The organism is Enterococcus sp. AZ089 (genome assembly GCF_050547225.1).
GTDB lineage: Bacteria > Bacillota > Bacilli > Lactobacillales > Enterococcaceae > Enterococcus_D > Enterococcus_D entomosocium.
Genome location: NZ_CP172954.1, coordinates 3,405,172 through 3,428,912, shown reverse-complemented (window position 1 = coordinate 3,428,912; position 23,741 = coordinate 3,405,172). Strand labels below are relative to the sequence as shown.

Genomic DNA, 23,741 nt, shown 5'->3' with positions numbered 1-23,741 from the left:
TTTGTAGTATAGCACGTTGGATATAATTTGTATCTATTTTTGTATTATTTGATATAAAAAATATCACATCAGTTGACGATACGAATCGTATCTTTTATACTGGAAACAGATGATATGAATCGTATCAAAAAGAATGGGGGAGGATCATGGATACATCGATCGTAACAGTTGTCTTGCCGTCACTCATTACTGGTGTACTTACTTATTTGGCTACCCGAGTATCCAGCAAAGCGAATTTGGAACAAACGAATATCGAAAATGCCCAAAAGCTTTACCTAAAATATGAACAGATCAATCAAGAATTGACCCATAAAATCGATCAGTTAGAAGAAGAAGTCCAAAAGACCGCCAAAACCTACCAAGAAGAAGTCTTGGTCTATCAAGGAAAGCTTGCTACTGCCCAAAGCGAAAGGGATTTATTGCGGGCAGAAAACCAGGTGCTGAAAGAATTACAGCGAGGGAATCAAGTGCCTGTGGCGCGTGAAGAGAAGCAACATTCAGCCGTTGGCTAATAGAAAAAAACTGCTTATCCATCAATAAGCAGTTTTTTTTCTAGTTTTTATTCTTTAATTGATTATTTGTTCATTCACGTAGGCAGCATAAAGCGGGTGATTGTTGATCAATTCTGCATGGGTACCTTGACCGGTAATGGTACCTTTTTCTATAAAGTAGATTTGATCGGCATCCACGATGGTCGACAAGCGATGGGCGAACACTAATGTCGTGCGCCCTTCCATTAGATGATCCAACGCCCGCTGGACCTTTTCTTCCGACTGAGAATCTAGGCTGGCGGTCGCTTCATCGAGCATCAGCAGCTTGGGGTCTCGCAAGAATGCTCGTGCGATGGCGATCCGTTGTTTTTGCCCGCCAGATAGTTTGACGCCGCGTTCGCCGATTTGTGTTTCTAGTTTTTCGGGGAACTCTTGGACGAACTGATCGGCATAAGCCAATGCCAGTCCTTGCCACAATTCCTCCTCTGACAGTGTTCGGCTTAATCCGTATTGCAAGTTTTCCCGAATCGTACCGGCAAAGACCGCACTGTCTTGGGAAACATAGCCGATCTGTGCCCGCCAGTCCTGCAGATCAATGTCAGCTATCGGCTGTTCACCAATCAGCAAGCGCCCGCTGGTGGGTTCATAAAAGCGTTCCAGTAAAGCGAAGATCGTGGATTTTCCGCCGCCGCTTGGTCCCGCAAAAGCAATCACGGTGTTGGGTTTGGCTTCAAAAGAAATGTTTTGCAAAATCGGCCGTTTGGGATCGTAACTGAAATCGATCTGTTCTGCCCGTAGGACTGCGCCGTCGATAGCGGCTTTGGGTGCTGCCTGGATCGGCTCCAGCGGCGTATCCAAAATTTCTTGGATCCGTTCCGTAGCACCCATCGCTTTTTGGACTTGTGAAAAGAACATCGCAAACGTCGTCACAGGCGCAATAATATTAAAGAGATACAGTAGAAAAGCAATCAATGCGCCACTCGTCAAGGTGCCGGCTTGGACACGGATCGCGCCATAACCGAGGATTCCTACGAGTAATCCCAGCATTGCCGTCGTCATGATTGGCTGCAAAATCGCACTAACTTTCGCATCCTTGACCCCGAGGGTAAAGATTGCCCCAATGTTGCGCCGACCGTTTTCTTGTTCACTAGCTTCTCCGTTGCTGGCTTTGATCAAACGGATCTCTGAGAGTTTTTCGCTGGCATCCGCATTGAAATCGGCAGTCGCTGCTTGTAGTTGGCGTCCTAGTTTCGACATGATCTTGCCGATCGGCCACATGATCAAGGTGATCAAAGGCACCGCACTGAACATGATCGCCGCCATCTTCCAATCCATCAAAAACAAGATGATCATCGAACCAACCAATTGGATCAAGCCAGTGACAAAGCTGGGAAATTGCGAGGTGACTAGTTCTTTGATCACGGAAGTATCATTAACGAGTCGCTAACTGCTTTCCCCCGACTTATGGTCATCAAAATAGCTGACTGGCAAATGCAGCAGATGTTTCCAAAGACGTTCTCGTAATGTTTTCACGGCACTTTCTCCCACATAGCGCAAGAGAAAGCCGCCTAAAGTGCCTACGCCTAATTGCAGCACAAAGGCTAGGATCAAAACGACCAGCATGGAGGTGCTGAACGTGGGGGTGCCGCTGGCATCGACTAGCGTTTTCGTCAGCTGCGGCACGACCAAACTGGCGGCACTCGTGATCAGGCTAAAGAGCATCCCTAAAAGAAACAAGCCTTTCTTGGGATTGACACTGACGATCAGGTGGATAAAGTCTTTCATTTTAAATTTGTTTTTGTTCACTGTTGGTGTCGTTGTTTCCATTCGTTTTCCTCCGCTACAAGCAAGATGTCCTGCAGCTTTTTCTTTTTCATTAGGTGCTATTAGAAATCCTGCCAATCATCTTCGGCTGCTTCGTCTTTAGAAGCGGAATCAGGTCTTGCTTTGCGGTCTTGTCCAAACCCGTAGGCATCAAAAAAGTTGCCTTTTCCCCATGTGTCCCGTGGATCATTCGCCTCGCTACTATCAAATGGCCCAAATGGCCCAAATGACCGATTGCCAAACATGCCGCGGTGTCCAGGAAATGGCATTTGCCGCATGGCTTCTTTGATCTGCTTTTTCATTTGACGCCGCTCGTCAGCGCCCATATCTTGCCAAGTATCTTTCATTTGTTGCTTCATTTTTCGGCGATCGTCATTCGTCATTTCCTGCCAATTTCCACCCCATTGCTTCATCATCTGTTCCCGGATCTCCTGCATAGCTTGTAGACGATCCATCGGGTCAATAAAGCGTTGCGTCTGTTGCTGAAAGTCAGCTTCCCACCCAGCGGCGATGTTTTCAAGCAGACGAGCAAATTCGGTTTGTTCTTCCTCTGTTAACCCAGCAAAAAACGTTTGACTGCTGGCGGCTTCTTTTTGTGCCAGTAATTTTTCTGCTTTTTTTCGTCCAGTCTCTGTCAGAAAGATTCGTTTGATCCTTTTGTCGGCTGCATCTTCTTTGCGTTGGATATCCCCACTGCTTTCCATTTTCTTCAATAGTTCTGCCAAGGAACTTGGCCGTAAATCTAAAACTTCTGCGAGGTAATTTTGCACCAAGCCATCTTCTAAATTTAAAACGGCTAGGACGCGTTGCTGTCCAGAAAGGCGTTGGTTATTTTGACTCATAAAAGCATTGCTGGCTTCGCTGATAAAACGAAGCTGTTTCATTAAGTGATCGGTCATTGTACTCATTGAGAACACTCCTTTTGAATTATTGTTCGGTACCTAATGATATCGATGAGTTGATTATAGTTCGGTGCCGAACGAATGTCAAGAGGAAGTAGCTGGGATTTTTTTCTAACAAAAAGTAAGCAAAATGATTGACTTACTAAAAGTAAGTTTGATATGCTGAGTCCATCGTTAAAGAAAACACAATAAAAGGAGTACAAAAGAATGGTCTTTGGATTTGGGAAAAAAGAACAAATAATTGAAAAAGAAGTAATTAAAGAGGTGTATCGCACTCCGGAAAAGAAAAAAGCGCAAAAAATCGGAATCATCGTTGGCAGCACGAGAGAAGGCCGCGTGAGTCCGCAAGTAGCCAATTACGTTTTACAAACAGCACGAGCACATAGCGACCGCTCATTTGAAATCATTGATATCAAAGACTACGACTTGCCCTTTATGGGTACAGGCGAAGCGAACCAAGCGTGGAATGAAAAAATCGCTGAATTAGACGGTTATATCTTCATCGTACAAGAATACAATCATGGGCTATCGGCTTCCTTGAAAAATGCGTTAGACAGCGCCCGCGAGGAATGGTTCAACAAAGCAGCAGCAATCGTCAGCTATGGTTCAGCAGGGGGTATTCGGGCCGCTGAGCAAGTTCGCTTGATTTTGGCGGAACAAAAAGTAGCCACGGTGCGCACTAATCCAGCCTTCAACTTATTTACTGATTTTGAAAATTTTGCCACCTTTACTCCTGGCGAACATATGACGGCAGGAATGAACGATATGTTGACGGAATTACTGGACTGGGCAGACACATTTGCCAATCGTTAAAAAACAAACGAAAACAATCTTAGGAGGAACCTATCATGAAATTTGGTATTATTTTAGGCAGTACAAGAGAAGGACGCGTAAGTCCGCAAGTCGGAGCATATATTCAAGAAATTGCTACTCAACGGTCAGAGCATCAGTTTGAGATCGTTGATGTAAAGGCATTTGATTTACCGTTTATGGGAACGGCTGAGCCAAACATGGCGTGGAACAAAAAAATCGCTGAATTAGATGGCTATATCTTCATCGTACAAGAATACAACCACGGTTTTGCGGCTTCCTTGAAAAATGCCGTAGACTCTGCACGGGAAGAATGGTTTGATAAAGCAGCTGGGATCGTCAGTTATGGTTCTGGCGGTGGGATTCGTGCCGCTGAACAATTGCGTAACGTTTTAGCTGAACAAAAAGTTGCCACCGTGCGGACTAACCCAGCCTTCAATCTCTTCACAGATTTTGAAAATTTCAGTACCTTCAAACCCGGTGCGCACATGGCTGCAGGTGTCAATGACATGCTGGATGAATTGTTGTTGTGGTCAAAAGCTTTTGCCACGATTCGCTGATCTGTTTTAGGAGGTCACCATTTATCATCGATCATTTGCTGTTTCATTCATTGAATGGAGCAGCATTTTTTTGCGTTTCCAAGGAATGGTTTTCACTGGAAAGGCTATTTCACTGAAAGAATGACTAAAAATCGGGTATACTAGAAGAACAGAAGATGCGGGCAACTGCGTTCGATTTTTTGCCCAACGAGTGCATCCAGTAACAGAGGAGTGAACAAGAGCATGAATCTACTTTTTGCGATTGATGATCGATTCAGTGAACAATTAAAAACAACGTTATATTCAATCAAACGCCATACGACAGCAGCATCTTTCGATGTCTATGTCTTACAAGAAAAAGAATTGAGGCAAGGTGCAGAGCTAGAGGTCTTTTGTCAAAAATTGGCGATGACCTATCATCCCGTCATCATCGGTTCTGGTTCGATCTTTAAAACGGCACCAGTTAGTGACCGCTACCCAGAATCAATCTACTATCGATTGTTGGCACAAAATTACTTGCCGCAGCAGGTGGAAAAAATCCTGTATCTGGATGCGGATATTTTGTGCATCAATGATTTGCGCCCCTTGTATGAGCTGACGTTAGGGGATTTTCTGTATGCCGCTGCCAGTCATTCCAAGCTGACAGAAGTGACGACGGTCATCAATAAAGTCCGTTTGCGCAATTATGAGTCAGAAGGCTACTATAATTCAGGTGTCTTGCTGATGAATGTGCACCAGCTACGGCAAGAGGTCAAAGAAACAGAAATCGCAGCCTTCATTGAGAAAAATCATTTGAACCTCTTTTTGCCGGATCAAGATATTTTAAATGGGTTATATGGTGATCGGGTGCTGGCGATTCCTGATCAGCTCTATAACTATGATGTACGGAAAAACCGTACGTATGAGACGATCAGCCTAGGGGAATGGAGTTTGGATTGGGTCATCGAACATACCGTTTTGCTGCATTTTTGCGGCAAAGAGAAACCATGGAAGAAAGGCTATCGCAGCCGCTACGGTTCGTTATACAAATATGTAGAAAATGAACGGCGGAAGTTTGAAGAGGAACAATCAAAGAGCGTATGATTAAAAAAGCTTTACTTGGACAAAAGACAGGTAAAGCTTTTTTTTCGATCATTTTTTGAAGGGAATTCTTGTAAAATCAAGTAGACGCATCTAATTTGCTTCCGCATCGATAAGGAAACACCTTGTGTTCAAAAAGAAAGCGCTATCTATTATGATGACATTATCAACCCATTGCCATGCTAAATCAGGTGAGCAACTGATTTATTCAACGTAAGGAAAATCAGTACTACACCACTATTTAGCAGCTACTGAACATAGATAGTGAAAATGAGTGTATTCGTTAAGGAGGAAAACTATATGAAAAAAGCATTAATCATCTGTGCAGGCGGTATGTCTTCATCGGTCATTGCAAAAAAAACGACGGAATATTTTAAAGAGCGAGGAAAAGAAATTGAACTAGATGCAACGTCTGCCTCTCAAGGAGCAGCCACGATCGCCAAAGATGAATACGACCTATACTTAGTCAGCCCTCAAACTAAGATGTACTTTGCGAATCTTGAAAAAGCTGCCATCAAGTACCAACGACCCATCGTAAATATTCCGCCCCAAGCCTATGTTCCGATACCGATGGGCATTGAAAAATTAGCTGCTGTGGTAGAACAAAATATCAAATAGCAGTTCAAAGCAGTTCAAATAAGTAGCTAGATGAAAATAGGTTGATGAAAAAGGTTGATGAATAATGTTGAGTAAAAAAGAAATCATCATGCTAAAGATGCTCTACCAAAACCGCAACACATACACTAGCAGCAAACAGATCGCAAATCAACTGGGGGTCTCAGATCGGACTACTCGCAAGTACGTTCAAGGTCTGGGACTTATCCTGAAGAACCATAAGATTGGTCAAATTTGTGCCAAGCAAGGACAGGGGTATCGCTTGAACATCACGGACCAGCGTTCCTTTGATCTGTTTTATTCAGAGAAGACCAATCTCAGGCCAACAGCTGACGATCTAACCACGATCAATGAAGCCAATGACCGGCAATATTTTTTGTTAAATCAATTGTTATTTGGGCATAAGCCCGTTTTTGTTGATGATTTGGCAGCGGATCTATGTGTTTCGCGCTCGACGATTTCAAATGATATCGTTGAAATCAAGCAATTATTAAAGCCTTATACGATCGAGTTGAAACATCGAACCAGTCAAGGCATTTATGTTGAAGGATCTGAAAACAGTCTGCGGCATTTCATCATGAATTACTTTTTCATGAATCGCCTGCAAGACAATCTTTATGCATTCTCAATGTACAAACATCTATTAGAGGGGATAGCGATCGAGGAGATCGTGATCATCGTCTTGGACACCTGCCGTAAATACTTTTTGAAACTCTCTGATTTTATGATCTACACGATCGTCCTGCATATAGGCTTAGCGATAAAACGGCTGCAGTCGGGCTTTGAGATCCAGCTGCATCCGCAGGATCCTGAATTGGAACAAGAAGCAGAATACCAGTCGGCTATAGAAATCGTTGAGAAGATTCGCCAACAGATGAGCATTGCTTTGCCGCCAGAAGAGGCTTTTTATATCGCCATTCACTTAAAAAACAAACTAGTTTCCGAAACTATCCGTGAACAGATCGATTTAGATGATAACGAGGTCAAACAACAGCTGTTAGCTGTTTTGCATAAAATCGATCAAGAAACCGGCTTTTGCTTAGTCGAAGATCCACTGTTGATAGAAGGGCTGATGATGCATATCACCCCCTTATTGCAACGATTGAATAACGGTACGAGTATGGAGAATCCTTTGCTAGAGACCATCAAAAAAGATTACAGTGACTTTTTTCAGTTAACGATTCGGCATTTTTCTGATGTTCCCTTCTTTGCCCCCTATAGAGTGACCGAAGGAGAGCTTGCCTATTTGACGATCCATTTAACTGCTGCGATGGAACGCTTAGCGAATCAACAAAAAGCTAAGGTCATAGTGATCTGTGCAACAGGAATTGGTAGTTCGCAAATGTTAAAAAATCGTTTGGAACACGAACTTGGTTCAAAAATCGTGATTGAAGATATGATCAGCTATTACGAAATCAGTGAACAAAAACTAGCAGGGATCGATTTGATCATTTCATCCATCAAAGTACCAGATGTGGTTCTAAATATCCCCATCGTCACCGTCAGTGTTTTTTTAGATAAAAAAGATATCCAAAAAATCAATCGCCAGTTGAAGCAGTATAAAATCAAAAAACAGTATGGTAGCATACTGAAACAACAGCCGAAATCTTTATCTGACAAGGAGCGGGAATTGATTGAGACCAGCTTTCGCTCAGAACTTTTTCTGCTGATAGAGGAAGAGACTGACAAAGCAACTGTTATGGATCAGTTGCTGACGAAAATTGAAGGCTTGGAAAAACGTTCAGTGAAAGAAGCGCTAGGCAAGCAGCTTGCTTTACGAGAAGCCTATAGCTCAGTAGCTTTTTCGGATCATTTGGCGGTGGCGCACCCCATTGAACCGATCACCAATGATGCTTATGCGGCCGTTGCTATACTAAAACAAGGCATAAAATGGGATGACGAGCATGACCAGATCCAGCTGATTTTCTTACTTTCCCCTGATCGATTGGGGCAAGTAGAATTGAACAAAATCAGCCAACTGTTAGTACCGATCATTGAAGATGAATCATTTAAAGATGCACTCATAGCAAGTGGTGATTTTGAACATTTTATGAAATGTTTTATTGGGTATCACCTAGAAGCACATATATAGCACATGTAAGGGAGAAAGAACAATGGAATCAGAAAAATTACAAGAGACCGCTTTTCAAATCATTCTTAGCAGCGGGGATGCTCGGACAATCGTTCATGAAGCATTCCAAGAGATGCGCCAAGGAACTTTTGAAGCAGCACAAGCAAAACTGGATCAAGCAAATGAAGCACTAGTAGAGGCCCATAAAGCACAGACGGGCTTATTACAAGAATACGCCAGCGGCGAAAAAATCGACATGGAGATTATCATGGTCCATGCACAAGATCATCTGATGACAACGATGACTTTGCGAGAAGTGGCGATTGAAATGCTGGCGTTATACCAGCGAGAGCGGTAGAAAGGAAGGAAACAAATGACCAATCAAGAACAACAGAAAAAAATGGCAGAAAAAAATTTTCGGTTTAATCGCTTTTTATTTCTAAGGTATGTATTAGCAGTGTTTTTCTTTGCAAATCTTTATTGGTTATTGGCTGCGATGGCCAGCAATGCCCTACTCCTGATTCTTCCGCTGGCGCTGTTGGTTTTGGCTATTTCGGCAATTGGAGAATACGTGCGCCTTTATGGCAGCCACTCAGAGCAAATAGCAGAAAAACTGCGGTGGACGCGCTTGTTTTATCTTTGTCAACTGACGATGAATCTCCTTTTATGCGCCGTTTGTTTCTTCTCTCCTCTGTTTTCATTCGTTTTTCCTTTTCTTGATAATACACTGCACAATCGAGGCATTCTTACACTCTGGCTTAGTGTGGGGCTAACGTTAGCTGCGCTATGTTTGCAGCGTGTGAATAAGATCCGTCGCAAAAAAGATACGTATTATGGATATATTAAAGAATACCAAAAACTCATTGAAGGGAAGTAGTTACATTATGGAACAATCAAATAGCAAGTTGTTCAGTCTCTTAGAAACGGCCGTCATGGGACCGTTAGGAAAAGTGGCACAGTTCAAAATCGTACGTGCCATCATGGCTGCTGGGATGGCTTCGATTCCTTTTACGATCGTTGGCTCGATGTTTTTAGTTATCAATGTATTGCCGCAGACCTTTACCTTTTTAGAAGATTTCTTCAATAATACTTTTTTCAGAGTCAGTGAATTGTATATGCTGGCAAACAGCACGACAATGGGACTTTTGGCATTATATTTTTGTATCGTTCTCGGCTATGAATACACCAAGATCTATGCGGAAGAAGAAGAGTTGGATCTTGCGCCTATGAGTGGGGCGTTACTATCGATGTTTGCCTTTTTCATGTCGATCCCACAATTGATGATTGTGGATGGCAACATGTCACGGATCACCGATCAAGAAAATGCCATCATCAATGGCTGGGCGATCGGTGGCGACGGGGTGGAGCGTTTAGGAACGACCGGGATATTTACCGGTATCATTATGGCGGTGTTGGCCGTTCAGTTGTACCGTTTATGTGTGACGAAAAAATGGGTCATCAAAATGCCTGAAGAAGTCCCATTAGGGGTTGCCCGTGCCTTTACAGCATTGATTCCCGCCTTTGTTGTGGCCTTCACGGTTCTTATCATCAATGGCGCATTAGTTGCAGCAGGAACGGATATTTTCCAAATCATTGCGGTACCTTTTGGGTTTGTTACCAATTTGACCAACAGTTGGTTAGGTTTGATGGTGATTTACTTTTTAGTCAGTGCATTATGGTTAGTAGGGATTCATGGCGCAAATATCATTTTCTCTGTATTGACGCCAATCACCTTAGGCAATTTGACAGCCAATGCTGAGGGCGCCAATTTTGCATTAGCTGGTGAGTTTAACAATGCGTATGTGACCGTCGGTGGTTCAGGGGCAACGCTAGGTCTCGCTTTATTCTTGGTTTATCTGGCGAAATCAAAACAATTAAGAGTGTTAGGAAAAGCTTCGATCATTCCAGCATTATTCAATATTAACGAGCCGTTGATTTTCGGGATTCCTTTGATTTATAATCCTTTCTTAGCGATTCCCTTTTTCTTAGCACCGATGGCATCCGCATCGATTGCCTATTTTGCGATCGAATTGGAAATCATTCGACCGATGATCGCCCAAATGCCATGGCCTTCTCCAATCGGCATCGGCGCATTTATTGGAAGTGGAGGCGATTGGAAAGCCGCAGTTTGTGCTTTCTTATGTGCAGGCGTTGCCTTTTTGATCTACTTCCCATTCGCTCGTTCTTATGACGCAGGCCTAGTCAAGCAAGAAGCCCAAGAAGGGGAACAAGCAGCATAAATCGAAAGGAATAAGAAAGAAACGTCCACACGGCCGTTTCTTTTTTTAAGCGTTCTATTCTGCTTTTTTTCGATTCGATGGTACGATGAAACTAGTGAGTTATGAAAAAAAGAAGGAGTGGAGAACATGAAATTTTTAATTTGGCTGGTCTGTGTGATCGGCATTGAAGCAACAGGAATCATCTCGAGTTTGTTTGCAGGGGACATTGCCGGAACGTATGCGCAAATGGAAAAACCCTTTTTAGCCCCTCCTGGCGGGATCATTGGGATCGTTTGGACGATTTTGTATGCCTTTATGGGAACGACGTTGTATCTGTTGATCGTCGCCAAAGTCAATCCAGCGCTTAAAAAGAATGCCTACATCTTCTTTGCGATCCAGCAAGTATTAAACTTCTTTTGGAGTATCGTTTTCTTTGGCTGGAATGCTTACTGGGCAGGAACGGTCATTATTGTCTTGTTAGTGTTATCAGTGATTATTTGTATGATCCTCTTTGCTCGCATCGACAAAAAAGCGATGTACTTGTTTATTCCTTATTTGATTTGGTGTTTATACGCCGGCTACTTAACGATTGGCTTAACTTTATTGAATGCCTGATAGAAAAACCCTCTTCCAAGCGTCTTGTTGGAAGAGGGTTTTTTCTTTTAGATATAGTCTTCAGTCAATTCCATAAAGCTGGCAACATCTTTTAGGACCATGTCGATCCCTGCTTGCCAGAAGTCTGGTTTCGTTAAATCGACACCAAGGTGTTTTTGCGCCAGTTCTTCCGTCGTCATTGAAGCAGTATCTTGCAATAAAGCAATGTATTCTTCTTCAAAGCTAGACCCTTTTTCATTGGCATACGCGTAGATCCCCATACTAAAGAGGTAACCAAAGGTATAAGGGAAGTTGTAGAACGGCACATCGTCAATAAAGAAGTGCAATTTGGCTGCCCAGAAATGTGGGTGATAAGTCGCTAACCCATCCGCATAGCTTTCTTTTTGCGCCGCAGTCATCATTTCCGTGATTTGTTCCGCTGAAACCAAGCCCTTTTGACGAGCTTGATAGAAGCTGTTCTCAAAAATAAAACGTGCGTGGATGTTCATGAACATCGCGATCGCATTTTGCATTTTAGCATCCAATAGATTGATTTTTTCTTCTTTTGTCGTTGCTTCTTTGAGGGTTGCATCAGCAACGATCAATTCAGCAAAGGTACTTGCTGTTTCGGCAACGTTCATGGCATAGTTGCGGTTTAATTCTGGCAGCTCCCAAAGAACGCTGCTGTGAAACGCGTGACCGAGCTCATGGGCAAGCGTCGCTACTTCGTTGACAGAATTGCTGTAGGTCATGAAAATACGTGATTCTTTGGTTTCTGGCAAGCTGGTGCAATAGCCGCCAGGACGTTTGCCGGGACGATCTTCTGCTTCGATCCAGCTTTTTTCAAAAGCGACTTGGGCAAAGTCAGCCATTTTTGGGCTGAACTTACGGAAGTTGGTCAAAATGAAGTCAGCTGCTTCATCAAAGGTGTAGGTTCTTTCTTCCATATCGCCAAGGATGATTGGCGCATCTTGGTCTTGCCATTCCATTTTTTCTTTGCCGAAAAGCTGCGCTTTGCGGGTCAAGAAATCAACGATCGGCTGTTTGTTCTTTTGGATCGTGCCCCACATAGCATCCAATGTCGCTTTTTGCAGACGATTGTATTCTAATGGTTCCTTCAAGTAATCAGTGACACCGTGAAGTTTGAAGGTAGAAAGGCGGAAACCGTCTAAGTGGTTCAAGGTATCCGCAAAGAGGTCTTCTTTTTCTGCCCACGTCTTTTCCCAAGTGTCGAATAAACGCGCACGAACTTCCGGATCAGGATCACCCATCATTTTATTGAAGGCTTGACCAGCTGAAAACTTGATCGTCGTGCCGTCTTCTTGCAGGAAAGGAATTTCGATCGAGGCAACGATCGTATCGTAATGTTGGCTCCAAGCATTCAAGCCATCTAAATTTAAAGTATTGATGATGGTCTCTTCTGCTTCGGATAACAATTCTTTGCCGTCGCGGCGAATCTCGCTTAAACGAAAAGCGACAGGTGCTAAGTTTTCCGCTTTAACTAGTGCTGTCCAATCATCCTCAGAAATTTCTGTCAATTTTTTCGAGAAAACGGTTTGTGCTGCTTGCAGTGCTGGCAATTTTGCGTAGAGGTCACCCGTCAGGATTTTGGCTTTGCTGTCATTGACATTCGCTGAAAGCAAGGCATTGATAAAGCTGCCGCATTGTGAAAATCCTTGACTAATAGTTGCGGATAAATCAAGTAACTCTTCTAATTTTGCTGCATCGTCTTCGCTGTTGGGCGACCATGCATCGACTGTTGTTCGGTAATTTGCAATTTGTTCTTCCAGTTGGCTCATGCGTTCTTTTAATTGAACAGAATCGCTGCCTCCCGGAAAGATTGTTTCCAGATTCCAATTGATTGAATAGGTCATTCCTATCAAACCCCTTTCTTTTCCTTCGATCTTATTAAGTATAGCATAACGAAATTTGGTCGCAACCATCAGAATCCTTATGAAATAAGGGTTCTTGATGAAACTGTACCAAAAACAAAAAATGGAATGTATAACTCCTTGATCTATTGATAGGGCGGAAAAACGTCAAAAATAAAAAAACTATCACATCCTCATCAAATTCTTAGAAAAAAATCGATGGATAAATATTACATATGAAAAAAAACAGCGAGTAAAAAAACGCCTGATGAGCGATATTCGCTTTTTCATGCATAATGCCAAATCCTTTGCGAAAAGAACACGAAATATACCACTGCGAAAGCGTATACAATTAGGTAGCATAGAGGTGTAAACAGAAGAAGGAGGAAGAAAAATGCCAAATGCTATTCATGTTTTTTCAGAGATTGGACGATTGAAGCAAGTCATGCTTCACCGCCCTGGTCGGGAATTGGAGAACCTTGTTCCTGATCATTTGAACCGCCTGCTATTTGATGATATTCCTTTTTTGGAACAAGCCAGAGCAGAACATGATCGGTTTGCGGAAGTCCTACGTCAAAATGATGTGGAGGTGTTGTATCTAGAAGATTTAGCTGCTGAATCGCTCACGTCACCAGAAATCAAACAGCAATTTCTCAAGGATTATTTAGCGGAAACTACAATCCAAAGTTCTGAGATCATCAAAGAAGTCACGGATTATTTTATGTCTTGTGACAATGATCGGGAACTGATCGACAAAACTATGGCTGGTTTAGCCAAAAATGAACTGGAGCTGCCAAATACCCAGAGCCTCGCTGGGACCGTGGATGATCAATACCCATTTCTGATCGATCCAATGCCGAATTTGTATTTTACACGAGATCCCTTTGCGACGATTGGTAACGGAGTATCCTTGAATCGCATGTATTCAGAAACAAGACGGCGCGAAACGTTATACGGCAAATATATTTTTGCTCATCATCCAATGTTCCAGCAAAATCCGCCTCATATGCTGTATGATCGCGCCCAACCAACCCGCATCGAAGGTGGCGACGAATTAGTTCTGTCAAAACATGTGTTGGCGATTGGTATCTCGCAACGAACGGATGCCGCTTCGATTGAGCAGCTGGCCCGCAAAGTGTTCGAAAATGAGCCAAGCTTTGAGTATGTTCTAGCGTTTGACATTGGTCAAGAGCGCAAATTCATGCATTTAGATACGGTATTTACAATGGTCGATCATGACAAGTTTACGATCCATCCAGAAATCGAAGGAGAGCTGACGGTTTATTCAATCTCACGAGCAGGTGATGGGGTGACGATCAAAGAAGAAAAGGACACGTTGGAAAATATTTTATGTCGCTATCTAGAACTAAATGCGGTTGAATTGATTCGTTGCGGCGGCAGTGATTTGATTGCAGCAGCTCGGGAACAATGGAATGACGGTTCCAATACCTTGACGATCGCACCTGGCGAAGTCGTCGTATATGACCGCAATACCATCACCAATCAGAAGTTGGCAGAAGCCGGTATCAAATTGCACAAAATCTCCGGCAGTGAATTGGTTCGTGGTCGTGGCGGTCCTCGTTGCATGAGCATGCCATTTGTTAGAGAAGATATTTAAATCAGAGGAGGAATCATCGATGGAACAAGTATTTAAAGGAAGAAGTTTTTTAGCAGAAAAAGATTTTACGAAAGCCGAGTTAGAATACCTCATTGATTTTTCAATCTATTTAAAACAATTGAAAAAACAAAATATTTCTCATCGTTATTTAGAAGGTAAGAACATTGCCCTTTTGTTTGAAAAAACATCGACTCGGACACGGGCGGCCTTTACGACAGCTGCCATCGATCTTGGTGCCCATCCAGAATTTTTAGGCGCGAATGATATCCAGCTAGGCAAAAAAGAATCTGTGGAAGATACAGCAAAAGTTTTAGGCAGCATGTTTGACGGTATTGAGTTTCGTGGATTCAGTCAACAAGTCGTTGAAGATTTAGCCAAATTCTCCGGTGTTCCTGTTTGGAATGGCTTAACCGATGAATGGCACCCAACCCAAATGATCGCTGACTTTATGACCATCAAAGAAAACTTCGGCACCTTGGAAAACATTACGCTAGTTTATGTGGGCGACGGCCGGAACAATATGGCGAATAGTTTGTTAGTGACGGGGGCAATTTTAGGGGTCAACGTTCGTATCTGTGCACCAAAAGAACTTTTCCCAGCGCAAGAAGTGACAGACTATGCCAACAAATTTGCTAAAGAATCTGGCAGTCAGTTGATGGTAACAGATGATATCCAAAAAGGCGTCAAAGATGCAGACGTCTTGTATACCGATGTTTGGGTGTCAATGGGGGAAGAAGACCAGTTCGAAGAGCGGGTGAAGCTGTTGAAAGATTACCAGATCAACCGCGAAATGGTGATGGCCACCGGAAAACAAGACGATGGCTTGATCGTGCTGCACTGCTTGCCAGCGTTCCATGATACGAATACGACGTATGGAAAAATGATCGAAGAAAAATTTGGCATTTCTGAAATGGAGATCACAGACGATATTTTCCGTAGTCACTGGGGTCGTCAATTTGAAGAGGCTGAAAACCGGATGCACTCGATCAAAGCGATCATGGCAGTAACATTAGGCGATCTATTTATTCCTAGAGTGTGAGAAGGAGCAGTGAGCAGATGAGTGAAAAGAAACCAACGATCGTTGTCGCCCTTGGCGGCAACGCCATCTTAGCAGAAGATGCCAGTGCCAAAGGGCAAAAAGAGCGACTCAAACAGACCGTGGACTATCTGATTCCCTTGATCCGAAAAGACGTCAATTTGATCATTACTCATGGGAATGGTCCCCAAGTGGGAAACCTGGTTTTGCAGCAGCAAGCGAGCGATTCTAGCAAAAACCCAGCAATGCCTTTAGATACCTGTGTCGCCATGACCCAAGGCAGTATTGGCTATTGGTTGCAAAATGAGCTGAGAATCCAGTTGAAAGCAGCACAAATAGCGAAGCCGGTGGTGACTGTGGTCACGGAAATTACAGTCGATGCCCAAGATCCAGCATTTGCCCATCCGACAAAACCAATCGGGCCGTTCTTAACGGAAACGGCTGCCAAAGAAGCCATGGCGGCTTCAGATGCCATCTACCGGGAAGATGCTGGTCGTGGCTGGCGGAAAGTCGTGGCTAGTCCTGCACCACAAGCGATCCAAGAAGTTGCCAGCATCAAAGCGCTGATTGAACAAAACACGATCGTCATTTGTGCAGGAGGCGGCGGCATTCCCGTGCTAGACAATGGCCTGGGTGTTGAAGCCGTGATCGATAAAGATTTTGCTTCTGAAAAATTGGCTCGATTAGTCGATGCGGATCAGCTGATCATTTTAACGGGCGTAGAAAAAATCGCTTTGAACTTTGGCAAGGAAAGTGAGCAGTGGTTGGATCATGTGACCGCCGCGGAATTGGAAACCTATGTCGATGAAGGCCATTTTTCACCAGGTAGTATGTTGCCGAAAGTACAAGCCGCTTTGAACTTTGTCAAAATGGGGGCGGAAAAACGGGCAGTGATTACTTCTTTAGACAAGCTGGCAGCTATCGATGATGCTGGCACGCAGATCACCTGGAAGTAAGCGAAGCAGCAAAGCAAGACCCAAAACATTGGAGTGAGAAAAATGATCGACCACCAAATAAAAGATCCATCAACAAGAGCGAACAGCTTTCAATGGCTGGAAGAAGAAAATCAGCAGCGTTTGAAAGAGCATATTTACTGCCGTACGTACAAAAAAGGTCAAGTGCTTTTTTATGAAGGCGACGTAAGAGATCGGATATTCCTTGTGATAGAAGGACTTGTGCGGATCGAAAAGACCGACGGAACTGATTCCTATTGTTATGTAGATTTTGTTGGGCCAGATCAGTTATTTCCTTTGATTGGCTTGTTTGAAAGAGACAACTATGATGTATCGGCATTCGCTGCAACAGACATTGTCGTGCAGTTTGCAGCGATGTCACTGTTTGAACCGCTAGTCGTTTCGTCTACAAGTCAGTTGCTGTGGCTCAATCAGCAAATGAGCCGGCAGTTGGAAAAGCAAAGACGCCGTGTCGAGTATTGTGTCACCTCCAGCGCGCAAACAAGAGTCGTTAATACGATTGGTCTTTTGATGATCGAGCATGGGCAGACACAAGGTGAGCAGATTCGCATCCCTTTTCCAGTTTTTATCAATGATATAGCCAAGTACAGTGGAACGACGCGAGAGACAGTCAGTCAAACGCTCAAGGCGCTCGTGCATAAAAGAAAGATTTATTATCGCTACAAAGAACTCATTATTTATGACCAAGATTATTTTTCTCATGTTGCCAAGTAATGGCTGGCAGCAAATAGGATCGATTCAAAAAAGGGGGAACACAGATGAAAAAAAAGCAAAAAGAAAAAAAGTCGCTGACATCATTCAGTATCTTATTTCTGATCATTATCGCCTTGACGGTCGCTTCCTGGCTCTTAGCAGGGCAGCCTTTTGCGCCTTCTTTACCAGCAGGCCAAGAAGAGATGGTCAGCCAAGTGGTGGGTGCCAAGTTTTCTGATTTCTTTATGGCGCCTTTTAACGGATTTCGTGATGCGATCGAGATCTGTGTGTTTATTCTCTGTTTGGGTGGTTTTTTGAATATCGTCACGCGAACAGGCGCTTTGGAAGCCGGGATTCAGCATTTGGTCAAAAAACTCAAAGGCAATGAGTTGATTTTGATTCCGATTTTAATGATCTTGTTTTCGATCGGCGGCTCCACTTATGGAATGGCGGAAGAAACGATTCCTTTTTATTCCTTATTAGCAATAACGATGGTGGCATCAGGTTTTGATACGATCGTCGCAGCAGGAACCGTTATGCTGGGTGCTGGTGCCGGCGTGATTGGCTCCACCGTCAATCCCTTTGCGACCGGCGTTGCGATGGATGCCTTGCGAAGCATCGATATTGCCCCAAACAATGGCACGATCTTAGTAGTCGGGGCATTGCTTTGGTTAGTCACGACCGCATACTGTATCTTTGTGGTGATGTCTTATGCCAAAAAAGTCAAAGCCGACAAAGGCTCCACGATCTTATCGCTGCAAGAGCAAAAAGAAATGGAAGAACATTTTGTCAAAGACACGAACGAAGCCTTGGTGTTTACGCAAAAACATCGCCTGATTTTGACGATTTTTGGTTTATCCTTTGTGATCATGGTGGTTTCCTTGATTCCTTGGGGCGACTTTGATATCCATGTGTTTGACGGTTGGACCGCCTTTTTGACCGGCAATAGCTTCGGTGAATGGTATTTTGGTGATTTGGCCATGTGGTTCTTCTACATCAGTATCATCATTGCGTTGATTCAAGGATTCTCAGAAAAAGAAATCGTGACCAACTTTATCGATGGGGTCAAAGACATTTTATCCGTTGTCTTGATCATCGTTGTGGCACGGGGTGCTTCCTACATTATGCAAACGACGTACTTGGATCTGTTTATTTTGGATCGGGCTTCCCATCTTTTAGAAGGTCTATCACCTGTCCTGTTTGTGATTGGCGCCTACATTTTGTATCTGCTCTTATCGTTCTTGATTCCATCGACTTCCGGACTAGCGTATGTATCGATCCCGATCATGGGGGCCTTGGCGCAAAGCATCGGACTCAATCCGAACGTCATGGTGATGATCTTTACTGCTGGTTGCGGATTAGTGAATTTGATCACACCAACTTCTGGCGTCGTGATGGGGGGATTGGAGCTGGCTCGGGTCAACTATTCCACTTGGACCCGCTTTATGCGCAAACCGTTACTGGTTATCGGAATTTCCAATCTTGCCATTTTAATCTTCTCAATGTTGTTCTTGTAAGCTACGTTTCAAGATGTGAACGAGACGGATCAACTATTTCAGTAAGCGAGGCGACTTGAGAGGAGCGGATCAAGTAAATGAAAAAAAAAGAGCGACAAGCAATTATCAAAAAACTCTTTGTCCTACATCGGATTGAGTCTCAAGAAGAATTGATGAATTTATTAAAAAAAGAAAATGTTTCAGCTACCCAAGCCACGATTTCTAGAGACATGCGGGAAATGAACATCGCTAAAACGTATGCCAAAAACGGTCGGCCGTATTATTCGATCTTTGAATCCAAAGAGCAGGATCTAGAAGACAGAATTGCGTTTTCGATGTATGAGTACCTAAAAAAGATTACGCAGATTGACTTTTTAGTTGTCGTTCATACGGCTGAAAACGGCGCCGATGTGATCGCCAATTATCTTGATGAAATGGAGCTGCCAAAAATTGTCGGCACGATTGCAGGGTTTGATATTTTATTGATCATCACGCCGTCACAAGAAGCGGCAGCAGAGGTCGTCGATCGGTTGAACCATTATGTAGAAGGCTACGAGATGGGTTCGTCATTGTTTACTGGAGAAAAAAACGCAAAACAGCCCTGAGAATCGTTGAAGGAGCTGAACGTCACAAGCCCCAAAATCTCACGACCAAACGGGTGACGGCTTTTCATACCGATGGCTATTTTTAAAAAGAAAGAGTGCTTCTAATCTTCACGGAAGCACTCTTTTTGTGTGTGCAATGTCACCACGGTTTGCTGGAAAAACAGTTGCATCACCAAATGAAAATGGTAAGATAGGAAAATGAGGAGTGAAAACTATGAAAAAATTACTGAAAGAACCGAATTTTTACTTTTGTATCGCACTTGCGGTTATGGTCATCCTCTTTATCAGTTCTTCACAAACCTATGAGCAGCAATCACAAATCGGGTTGCTTTCACGAATCTTAAAAAATGAACCATTGAAAGAGTGGCTAGAGAAGATTTCTTTTTCCTATGCTGGTTCGGAGATCAGTATTGCGGAAAAAGGCTATTTCTCATTTGTGGAATTTTTCATTCGTAAAGGCGCACATTTCTTTACCTATTTTGTCTTAGGGGGCAGTCTGTTCTTAACGCTTGTTTTTCGAAAACAGCCGTATTGGCTAGCCGCTTTTTTTGCTTGGTTAGCAGCTACCGGCTATGCTGGGATCGATGAATACCATCAAATGCTGACGGGAGGACGGACGCCGCTTTTTCAAGATGTCATGCTGGATTCAGCTGGAGCACTGACCGCCGTTCTTTTGGGGTGGTTGATTTGTCAGTTATCGAAAAAGTCACCTAAACGCCGCAAAACATAACGAGTTGTCGGCGTTTTTAAGCGTTAAGCTGTTAGAAAGTATAAAAAACAAGAGGCGAAACCAATGGAAAAAAGTTTGAGTAGTGTCAAAGGCAAAACCGAGTTTGTCGTGCATGAAAGTTTGCCGGTGGGGGTTCTTCTCGCGATGGCTGGCGGCTTTTTAGATGCCTATACCTATCTCTTTCACGGTGAAGTGTTTGCGAGCATGCAGTCGGGGAATGTTATTTTGTTAGGGATCAATCTTTCAACGGGGCAGTTTGAACAAGCCTTTCGGTATCTGCCACCAATCTGTATGTTTTTAGTGGGGATCGTGGTGACGAATTATCTGCAGCATCATTTTCCGACTGGTGGTTGGATCGTTTGGCAAAATGCTGCGTTGATCTTTGAAGCGATCGGTATTTTGGTTCTGGGCTTTTTTGCGCGTTCTTTACCCAATGTCCTGGTTGATTCCGGATTATCTTTTTTTGCAGCGATTCAATATGCCGCTTATCGGCGCTTGGCAGGGATGCCCTATGCCACCACGATGACCACTGGCAATTTACGTTCGCTGGCTGATTACTTATATTTGCGCGGGTTTAAGCAGGACCGATCAGTGACACCCAAGATCATTTCTATTTCCTTGATCATCGGCGGTTTCTTTTTTGGGGCGGTTTTAAGCAGCTTGCTAGGAATTTTCTTATTCCACCGGACCATCTGGGTGGTTTCAGGAATTTTAGCCCTGGTGTTGGGAATCACGATCCACAGTCAAAATAAAGAATAGAAAAAAGACATTCGCCGGAATGTCTTTTTTGTCTTACTTTTTGGTGCTCGCGCGTGAATCTTTGAGATACAGCGCTATTTCTACCAGCAGTGCTGCCAGAAGATAGCTGCCAAGGACGGCTATCTGGTAAAATTTCTCTTCAATCAGCTCGTTGCGCTGCAGCAAAATGACCCCACCTAAAAAGAGCATCGCCAACAGGGAGAACCACTGCTTGGAAAAACGCCAATTGCTGACACTGGCTGTACTGCGCTTGGTGCGAAAGCCGAATATATAATTGGGTTCTTCTCGGTAAAAGAACCGGAAGACGATGAAAAAAATACCCGTAAAAATCAACAACAAAAGACCAATATCGATCGAGATCACTTCCTTTCAAGCGAGGTTTGTTGGGAAAATCAGCGAATAAAAAGGATTATCTATTTATTGTACTCGCTGTAAAGGATTCTATGAAGGGGAACTATTGAAAAAATAGATAGTTTTGCGTAAATAAAAAGGGAGGGCGCTATAAGTCGCCATCCCTTTTTCAATTATCCGCGTTGAAATGGTCCTTTTGGTGCAATCAGTTCAAGATTGGTGCCATCTGGATCTGTAAAGTAGGCAACACCTGTCCCGAAGCCGCTTTTTAAACCATCTTGTTCTTCAAAAACGATTGGGGTACCGTCAGGTTCAACCCCGATGGCTTTTAGACGAGCAACGGCTTCATCAATATTTTCGACTTCAAAACAAAGATGCATGGCACTGATTTGCTCATTGGAATAGCTAGCTTTGTTGGATTTTGGTTCGACGTATTCTAAAAGGTCGATGTTGAGATTGTCTAAATGAAGATTGGCGTATTTGATCAATGTATCCTCTAAACCTTGCGTTTGCGCCATTCGTTTGCCACCGATCGTATCTTGATTGGCGATTTTCTTTCCAGTTAATGCTTCATAAAATTGGATGGAACGTTCGAGATTGCTGACGGTGATTCCCACGTGGTTCACCATTGAAAAGCCTGTGTTTGTGTTTGTCATTATACTTCCTCCTAAGGTTTTGTTTAGTATATCGTTTGGTTAATGAAAATCGAATGTGTCTGGATCTGGACCCACTCGCAGGTCCTCATTTAATGCGTTCAAGCGGGCTATTTCATCTTCTGATAAATGGAAATCAAAAATCGCTGCATTGGCGCGCATTCGCTCAGGGTGTGTCGATTTGACATTGACTAAGATTCCTTGTTGGATAGCCCAGCGTAAAAGCACTTGTGCCGCTGATTTTTGCTGTGCATCGGCGATCGCCAAGACGGTTTCCTCTTTCAGCAGTTTGCCTTGCATCAAAGGTGACCAAGCTTGGATCGCAATCCCCTTTTCAGCACAAAAGTCCCGCAGGTCTTGCTGCGTAAGTTTGGGATGCAGTTCGATCTGATTGACGACAGGAACGACCTTAGCAGCGGCCAATAGTTGCTCCAAGTGATGAATCTGGAAGTTGCTGACCCCGATTGCTTTGATTTTTCCAGCGGCATACAAGTCTTCCAATGCGCGCCATGACTCTTGAAATGCCTGGTTTCCCGGCCAATGGATCAAGTACAAGTCGAGATACTCGAGGTTTAAGCGGGCCAAACTCTCATTGAAAGCATGGATCGTTTCATCATAAGTTAAGTGATCGTTCCAAAGTTTGGAAGTGACAAAGAGTTCTTCACGAGCCAACCCCGTTTCTTGTAAGCCTTGTTTGATTCCTTCCCCTGTTCCTGTTTCGTTGCCGTAAATAGCCGCCGTATCAATCAGGCGATACCCATTGATAATGGCCTGTTTCACGACCTCTGCTGTTTCAGCTTCAGGGATTTGAAAGACACCTAACCCCAAACCGGGGATTTTGCTGCCGTTGTTCAGTGTAACGGTATCCGATAATTTTTCGATCATAAAAACATCTCCTTTATTTTTTTCTGTAATCATCATATAATGAGGAGGTAAGGTTGTATAGTACGTACTTTTTTGTTTGATACACACCTTTTGGTAACATTTGTGTGTTTACAGACTTGATGAGGTGAAAAAAATGGAAGAAAAAATTTATAATATCGGTGTAGAAGCAACGATGGATGTCATCGGCGGGAAATGGAAACCAATCATTCTTTGTAATTTACGCCATGGGGCATTGCGTCCTAGTGATTTACGGCGAAAAATTCCTGGCATCAGTCAAAAAATGTTGACGCAGCAATTGCGGGAACTAGAAGAGTCTGATATCGTTACCCGCAAATCCTATAATCAAGTACCACCCAAAGTTGAGTATTCCTTGAGTGAATATGGAGAAACGTTAGGCGGCTTATTGGATACCCTTTGCCAGTGGGGCACGATGCACGTCGCTGCGCTACAAGACAAAGGAGAACAAGTTACTTTGTTAGAACAAGAAGAGGCGATTGTCTAGCAGAGGGCAAGTGGCATGAGAAAAGGCCGGCAGAAACCATTGGTTTCCGTCGGCCTTTTTTAGGCTATGCTTGTTGGATCAATTCTAGAATGGCTTCAGCATTCATGCCGCTGTAATGATTGATGGGAAATGACAGGCGCTTGATTCGCGGCGGGATGGCCTGCTTGATCATCGGATCTGTTAAAGAAAGCAAAGGATCGACCAAAACGATTTTTTCTTGCGAAAAACGATAATTCATCAGACGTTCTGGTGTCACAACAGTCACGCTGATTTGATCCTCGGACAGCATTTGGATGTTGCGGGCGAAAATTTTAATCAGACTTCCAGCTAAAGTAGAACGATCAATAAAGACAACTTTTTCCAAAGTGATTCTCCTTTTTAATTAATATGCTTAATTAAGTATATTAATTAAATGGCGCTTTG

The 23,741-nt window shown here is 43.5% G+C and carries 25 protein-coding genes and 1 pseudogene; 19 read left to right on the top strand and 7 right to left on the bottom strand.

The window, feature by feature from the left end:
• Nucleotides 1-146: 146 nt before the first annotated feature.
• Nucleotides 147-512: a hypothetical protein gene (locus IGJ01_RS15980; protein WP_005233306.1), complete on the top strand. Its 366-nt coding sequence runs from the start codon at nt 147-149 to the stop codon at nt 510-512.
• A 54-nt stretch (nt 513-566) separates the two neighbouring features.
• Here IGJ01_RS15980 and IGJ01_RS15975 read toward each other — a convergent pair.
• Nucleotides 567-2,318: pseudogene (locus tag IGJ01_RS15975) on the bottom strand (ABC transporter ATP-binding protein).
• Between the two features lie 59 nt (nt 2,319-2,377).
• On the bottom strand, nt 2,378-3,223 hold the full coding sequence (locus IGJ01_RS15970) for a MarR family transcriptional regulator (RefSeq protein ID WP_081119242.1): 846 nt from the start codon (nt 3,221-3,223) through the stop codon (nt 2,378-2,380).
• A gap of 201 nt (nt 3,224-3,424) precedes the next feature.
• Here IGJ01_RS15970 and IGJ01_RS15965 point away from each other — a divergent pair, with 201 nt between their 5' ends.
• The 9 genes from IGJ01_RS15965 (at nt 3,425) to IGJ01_RS15925 (ending at nt 11,166) form a co-directional block, all read left to right on the top strand.
• Entirely contained in the window at nt 3,425-4,030 is a 606-nt protein-coding gene (locus IGJ01_RS15965) for an NADPH-dependent FMN reductase (RefSeq protein ID WP_005233311.1), read from the top strand.
• Between the two features lie 35 nt (nt 4,031-4,065).
• A complete protein-coding gene (locus IGJ01_RS15960; protein WP_005233313.1) occupies nt 4,066-4,587 on the top strand; it encodes an NADPH-dependent FMN reductase in 522 nt (173 codons plus the stop codon).
• A 222-nt stretch (nt 4,588-4,809) separates the two neighbouring features.
• Complete coding sequence (locus IGJ01_RS15955; RefSeq protein WP_008380189.1) at nt 4,810-5,649, top strand: glycosyltransferase family 8 protein; 840 nt, start codon at nt 4,810-4,812, stop codon at nt 5,647-5,649.
• Between the two features lie 297 nt (nt 5,650-5,946).
• Complete coding sequence (locus tag IGJ01_RS15950; RefSeq protein WP_008380187.1) at nt 5,947-6,264, top strand: PTS cellobiose transporter subunit IIB; 318 nt, start codon at nt 5,947-5,949, stop codon at nt 6,262-6,264.
• 64 nt (nt 6,265-6,328) lie between these two features.
• Nucleotides 6,329-8,353 (top strand): BglG family transcription antiterminator, encoded by a 2,025-nt coding sequence (locus IGJ01_RS15945; RefSeq protein ID WP_008380185.1) that lies wholly within the window; start codon nt 6,329-6,331, stop codon nt 8,351-8,353.
• 22 nt (nt 8,354-8,375) lie between these two features.
• Nucleotides 8,376-8,690, top strand: a complete 315-nt coding sequence (locus tag IGJ01_RS15940; RefSeq protein WP_016620318.1) for a PTS cellobiose transporter subunit IIA — start codon at nt 8,376-8,378, stop codon at nt 8,688-8,690.
• A gap of 15 nt (nt 8,691-8,705) precedes the next feature.
• Entirely contained in the window at nt 8,706-9,209 is a 504-nt protein-coding gene (locus IGJ01_RS15935; protein ID WP_008380180.1) for a hypothetical protein, read from the top strand.
• A 7-nt stretch (nt 9,210-9,216) separates the two neighbouring features.
• Entirely contained in the window at nt 9,217-10,572 is a 1,356-nt protein-coding gene (gene celB, locus IGJ01_RS15930) for a PTS cellobiose transporter subunit IIC (RefSeq protein ID WP_008380179.1), read from the top strand.
• A gap of 126 nt (nt 10,573-10,698) precedes the next feature.
• Complete coding sequence (locus IGJ01_RS15925) at nt 10,699-11,166, top strand: TspO/MBR family protein (protein WP_016620320.1); 468 nt, start codon at nt 10,699-10,701, stop codon at nt 11,164-11,166.
• Nucleotides 11,167-11,213: 47 nt separating this feature from the next.
• Here the strand turns inward: IGJ01_RS15925 and IGJ01_RS15920 are convergent, their stop codons facing one another.
• Entirely contained in the window at nt 11,214-13,019 is a 1,806-nt protein-coding gene (locus IGJ01_RS15920) for a M3 family oligoendopeptidase (RefSeq protein ID WP_034872886.1), read from the bottom strand.
• Between the two features lie 391 nt (nt 13,020-13,410).
• Here IGJ01_RS15920 and arcA point away from each other — a divergent pair, with 391 nt between their 5' ends.
• The 8 genes from arcA to IGJ01_RS15880 all read left to right on the top strand — a co-directional run bounded on the left by arcA (nt 13,411) and on the right by IGJ01_RS15880 (nt 20,927).
• On the top strand, nt 13,411-14,634 hold the full coding sequence (gene arcA / locus IGJ01_RS15915; RefSeq protein WP_005233319.1) for an arginine deiminase: 1,224 nt from the start codon (nt 13,411-13,413) through the stop codon (nt 14,632-14,634).
• A 19-nt stretch (nt 14,635-14,653) separates the two neighbouring features.
• Complete coding sequence (gene argF / locus IGJ01_RS15910) at nt 14,654-15,673, top strand: ornithine carbamoyltransferase (RefSeq protein ID WP_008380172.1); 1,020 nt, start codon at nt 14,654-14,656, stop codon at nt 15,671-15,673.
• 17 nt (nt 15,674-15,690) lie between these two features.
• Entirely contained in the window at nt 15,691-16,626 is a 936-nt protein-coding gene (gene arcC / locus IGJ01_RS15905) for a carbamate kinase (protein WP_005233327.1), read from the top strand.
• Between the two features lie 42 nt (nt 16,627-16,668).
• Nucleotides 16,669-17,358 (top strand): Crp/Fnr family transcriptional regulator, encoded by a 690-nt coding sequence (locus tag IGJ01_RS15900; RefSeq protein ID WP_005233329.1) that lies wholly within the window; start codon nt 16,669-16,671, stop codon nt 17,356-17,358.
• A 44-nt stretch (nt 17,359-17,402) separates the two neighbouring features.
• Nucleotides 17,403-18,854, top strand: coding sequence for a YfcC family protein (locus IGJ01_RS15895; protein ID WP_008380167.1), 1,452 nt, complete (start codon nt 17,403-17,405; stop codon nt 18,852-18,854).
• Nucleotides 18,855-18,931: 77 nt separating this feature from the next.
• Nucleotides 18,932-19,438 (top strand): arginine repressor, encoded by a 507-nt coding sequence (locus IGJ01_RS15890; protein ID WP_244732570.1) that lies wholly within the window; start codon nt 18,932-18,934, stop codon nt 19,436-19,438.
• Nucleotides 19,439-19,652: 214 nt separating this feature from the next.
• Entirely contained in the window at nt 19,653-20,168 is a 516-nt protein-coding gene (locus IGJ01_RS15885; protein ID WP_005233334.1) for a VanZ family protein, read from the top strand.
• A 63-nt stretch (nt 20,169-20,231) separates the two neighbouring features.
• Entirely contained in the window at nt 20,232-20,927 is a 696-nt protein-coding gene (locus IGJ01_RS15880; RefSeq protein WP_008380162.1) for a YoaK family protein, read from the top strand.
• Nucleotides 20,928-20,960: 33 nt separating this feature from the next.
• Here IGJ01_RS15880 and IGJ01_RS15875 read toward each other — a convergent pair whose 3' ends face one another.
• From IGJ01_RS15875 to IGJ01_RS15865, 3 genes are all read right to left on the bottom strand, one after another.
• Nucleotides 20,961-21,290, bottom strand: coding sequence for an SdpI family protein (locus tag IGJ01_RS15875; protein ID WP_244732566.1), 330 nt, complete (start codon nt 21,288-21,290; stop codon nt 20,961-20,963).
• Nucleotides 21,291-21,451: 161 nt separating this feature from the next.
• The gene (locus IGJ01_RS15870) at nt 21,452-21,934 is read right to left on the bottom strand and encodes a VOC family protein (RefSeq protein ID WP_005233337.1); all 483 of its coding nucleotides are present in this window, start codon (nt 21,932-21,934) and stop codon (nt 21,452-21,454) included.
• A gap of 39 nt (nt 21,935-21,973) precedes the next feature.
• Nucleotides 21,974-22,852 carry an aldo/keto reductase gene (locus IGJ01_RS15865; RefSeq protein WP_280517195.1) on the bottom strand — a complete coding sequence of 293 codons (879 nt, stop codon included), beginning with the start codon at nt 22,850-22,852 and terminating at the stop codon, nt 21,974-21,976.
• Between the two features lie 97 nt (nt 22,853-22,949).
• On the opposite strand from IGJ01_RS15865, the gene IGJ01_RS15860 reads away from it, so the two are divergent.
• A complete protein-coding gene (locus IGJ01_RS15860; RefSeq protein ID WP_005233339.1) occupies nt 22,950-23,318 on the top strand; it encodes a winged helix-turn-helix transcriptional regulator in 369 nt (122 codons plus the stop codon).
• 64 nt (nt 23,319-23,382) lie between these two features.
• On the opposite strand, the gene IGJ01_RS15855 is transcribed toward IGJ01_RS15860, so the two are convergent.
• Entirely contained in the window at nt 23,383-23,682 is a 300-nt protein-coding gene (locus tag IGJ01_RS15855) for a hypothetical protein (protein WP_005233340.1), read from the bottom strand.
• Between the last annotated feature and the right edge of the window lie 59 nt (nt 23,683-23,741).

Excerpts from the sequence above, each read along its gene's own strand:
- IGJ01_RS15925 (WP_016620320.1), top strand. The coding sequence starts at position 10,699 with ATGAAATTTTTAATTTGGCTGGTCTGTGTGATCGGCATTGAAGCAACA.
- IGJ01_RS15970 (WP_081119242.1), bottom strand. The coding sequence starts at position 3,223 with ATGAGTACAATGACCGATCACTTAATGAAACAGCTTCGTTTTATCAGC.
- IGJ01_RS15920 (WP_034872886.1), bottom strand. The coding sequence starts at position 13,019 with ATGACCTATTCAATCAATTGGAATCTGGAAACAATCTTTCCGGGAGGC.
- IGJ01_RS15890 (WP_244732570.1), top strand. The coding sequence starts at position 18,932 with ATGAAAAAAAAAGAGCGACAAGCAATTATCAAAAAACTCTTTGTCCTA.
- IGJ01_RS15940 (WP_016620318.1), top strand. The coding sequence starts at position 8,376 with ATGGAATCAGAAAAATTACAAGAGACCGCTTTTCAAATCATTCTTAGC.
- IGJ01_RS15865 (WP_280517195.1), bottom strand. The coding sequence starts at position 22,852 with ATGATGATTACAGAAAAAAATAAAGGAGATGTTTTTATGATCGAAAAA.
- IGJ01_RS15950 (WP_008380187.1), top strand. The coding sequence starts at position 5,947 with ATGAAAAAAGCATTAATCATCTGTGCAGGCGGTATGTCTTCATCGGTC.
- argF (WP_008380172.1), top strand. The coding sequence starts at position 14,654 with ATGGAACAAGTATTTAAAGGAAGAAGTTTTTTAGCAGAAAAAGATTTT.
- IGJ01_RS15965 (WP_005233311.1), top strand. The coding sequence starts at position 3,425 with ATGGTCTTTGGATTTGGGAAAAAAGAACAAATAATTGAAAAAGAAGTA.
- celB (WP_008380179.1), top strand. The coding sequence starts at position 9,217 with ATGGAACAATCAAATAGCAAGTTGTTCAGTCTCTTAGAAACGGCCGTC.
- IGJ01_RS15935 (WP_008380180.1), top strand. The coding sequence starts at position 8,706 with ATGACCAATCAAGAACAACAGAAAAAAATGGCAGAAAAAAATTTTCGG.
- IGJ01_RS15885 (WP_005233334.1), top strand. The coding sequence starts at position 19,653 with ATGAAAAAATTACTGAAAGAACCGAATTTTTACTTTTGTATCGCACTT.
- IGJ01_RS15980 (WP_005233306.1), top strand. The coding sequence starts at position 147 with ATGGATACATCGATCGTAACAGTTGTCTTGCCGTCACTCATTACTGGT.
- IGJ01_RS15895 (WP_008380167.1), top strand. The coding sequence starts at position 17,403 with ATGAAAAAAAAGCAAAAAGAAAAAAAGTCGCTGACATCATTCAGTATC.
- arcC (WP_005233327.1), top strand. The coding sequence starts at position 15,691 with ATGAGTGAAAAGAAACCAACGATCGTTGTCGCCCTTGGCGGCAACGCC.
- arcA (WP_005233319.1), top strand. The coding sequence starts at position 13,411 with ATGCCAAATGCTATTCATGTTTTTTCAGAGATTGGACGATTGAAGCAA.
- IGJ01_RS15960 (WP_005233313.1), top strand. The coding sequence starts at position 4,066 with ATGAAATTTGGTATTATTTTAGGCAGTACAAGAGAAGGACGCGTAAGT.
- IGJ01_RS15860 (WP_005233339.1), top strand. The coding sequence starts at position 22,950 with ATGGAAGAAAAAATTTATAATATCGGTGTAGAAGCAACGATGGATGTC.
- IGJ01_RS15900 (WP_005233329.1), top strand. The coding sequence starts at position 16,669 with ATGATCGACCACCAAATAAAAGATCCATCAACAAGAGCGAACAGCTTT.
- IGJ01_RS15955 (WP_008380189.1), top strand. The coding sequence starts at position 4,810 with ATGAATCTACTTTTTGCGATTGATGATCGATTCAGTGAACAATTAAAA.
- IGJ01_RS15870 (WP_005233337.1), bottom strand. The coding sequence starts at position 21,934 with ATGACAAACACAAACACAGGCTTTTCAATGGTGAACCACGTGGGAATC.
- IGJ01_RS15880 (WP_008380162.1), top strand. The coding sequence starts at position 20,232 with ATGGAAAAAAGTTTGAGTAGTGTCAAAGGCAAAACCGAGTTTGTCGTG.
- IGJ01_RS15945 (WP_008380185.1), top strand. The coding sequence starts at position 6,329 with ATGTTGAGTAAAAAAGAAATCATCATGCTAAAGATGCTCTACCAAAAC.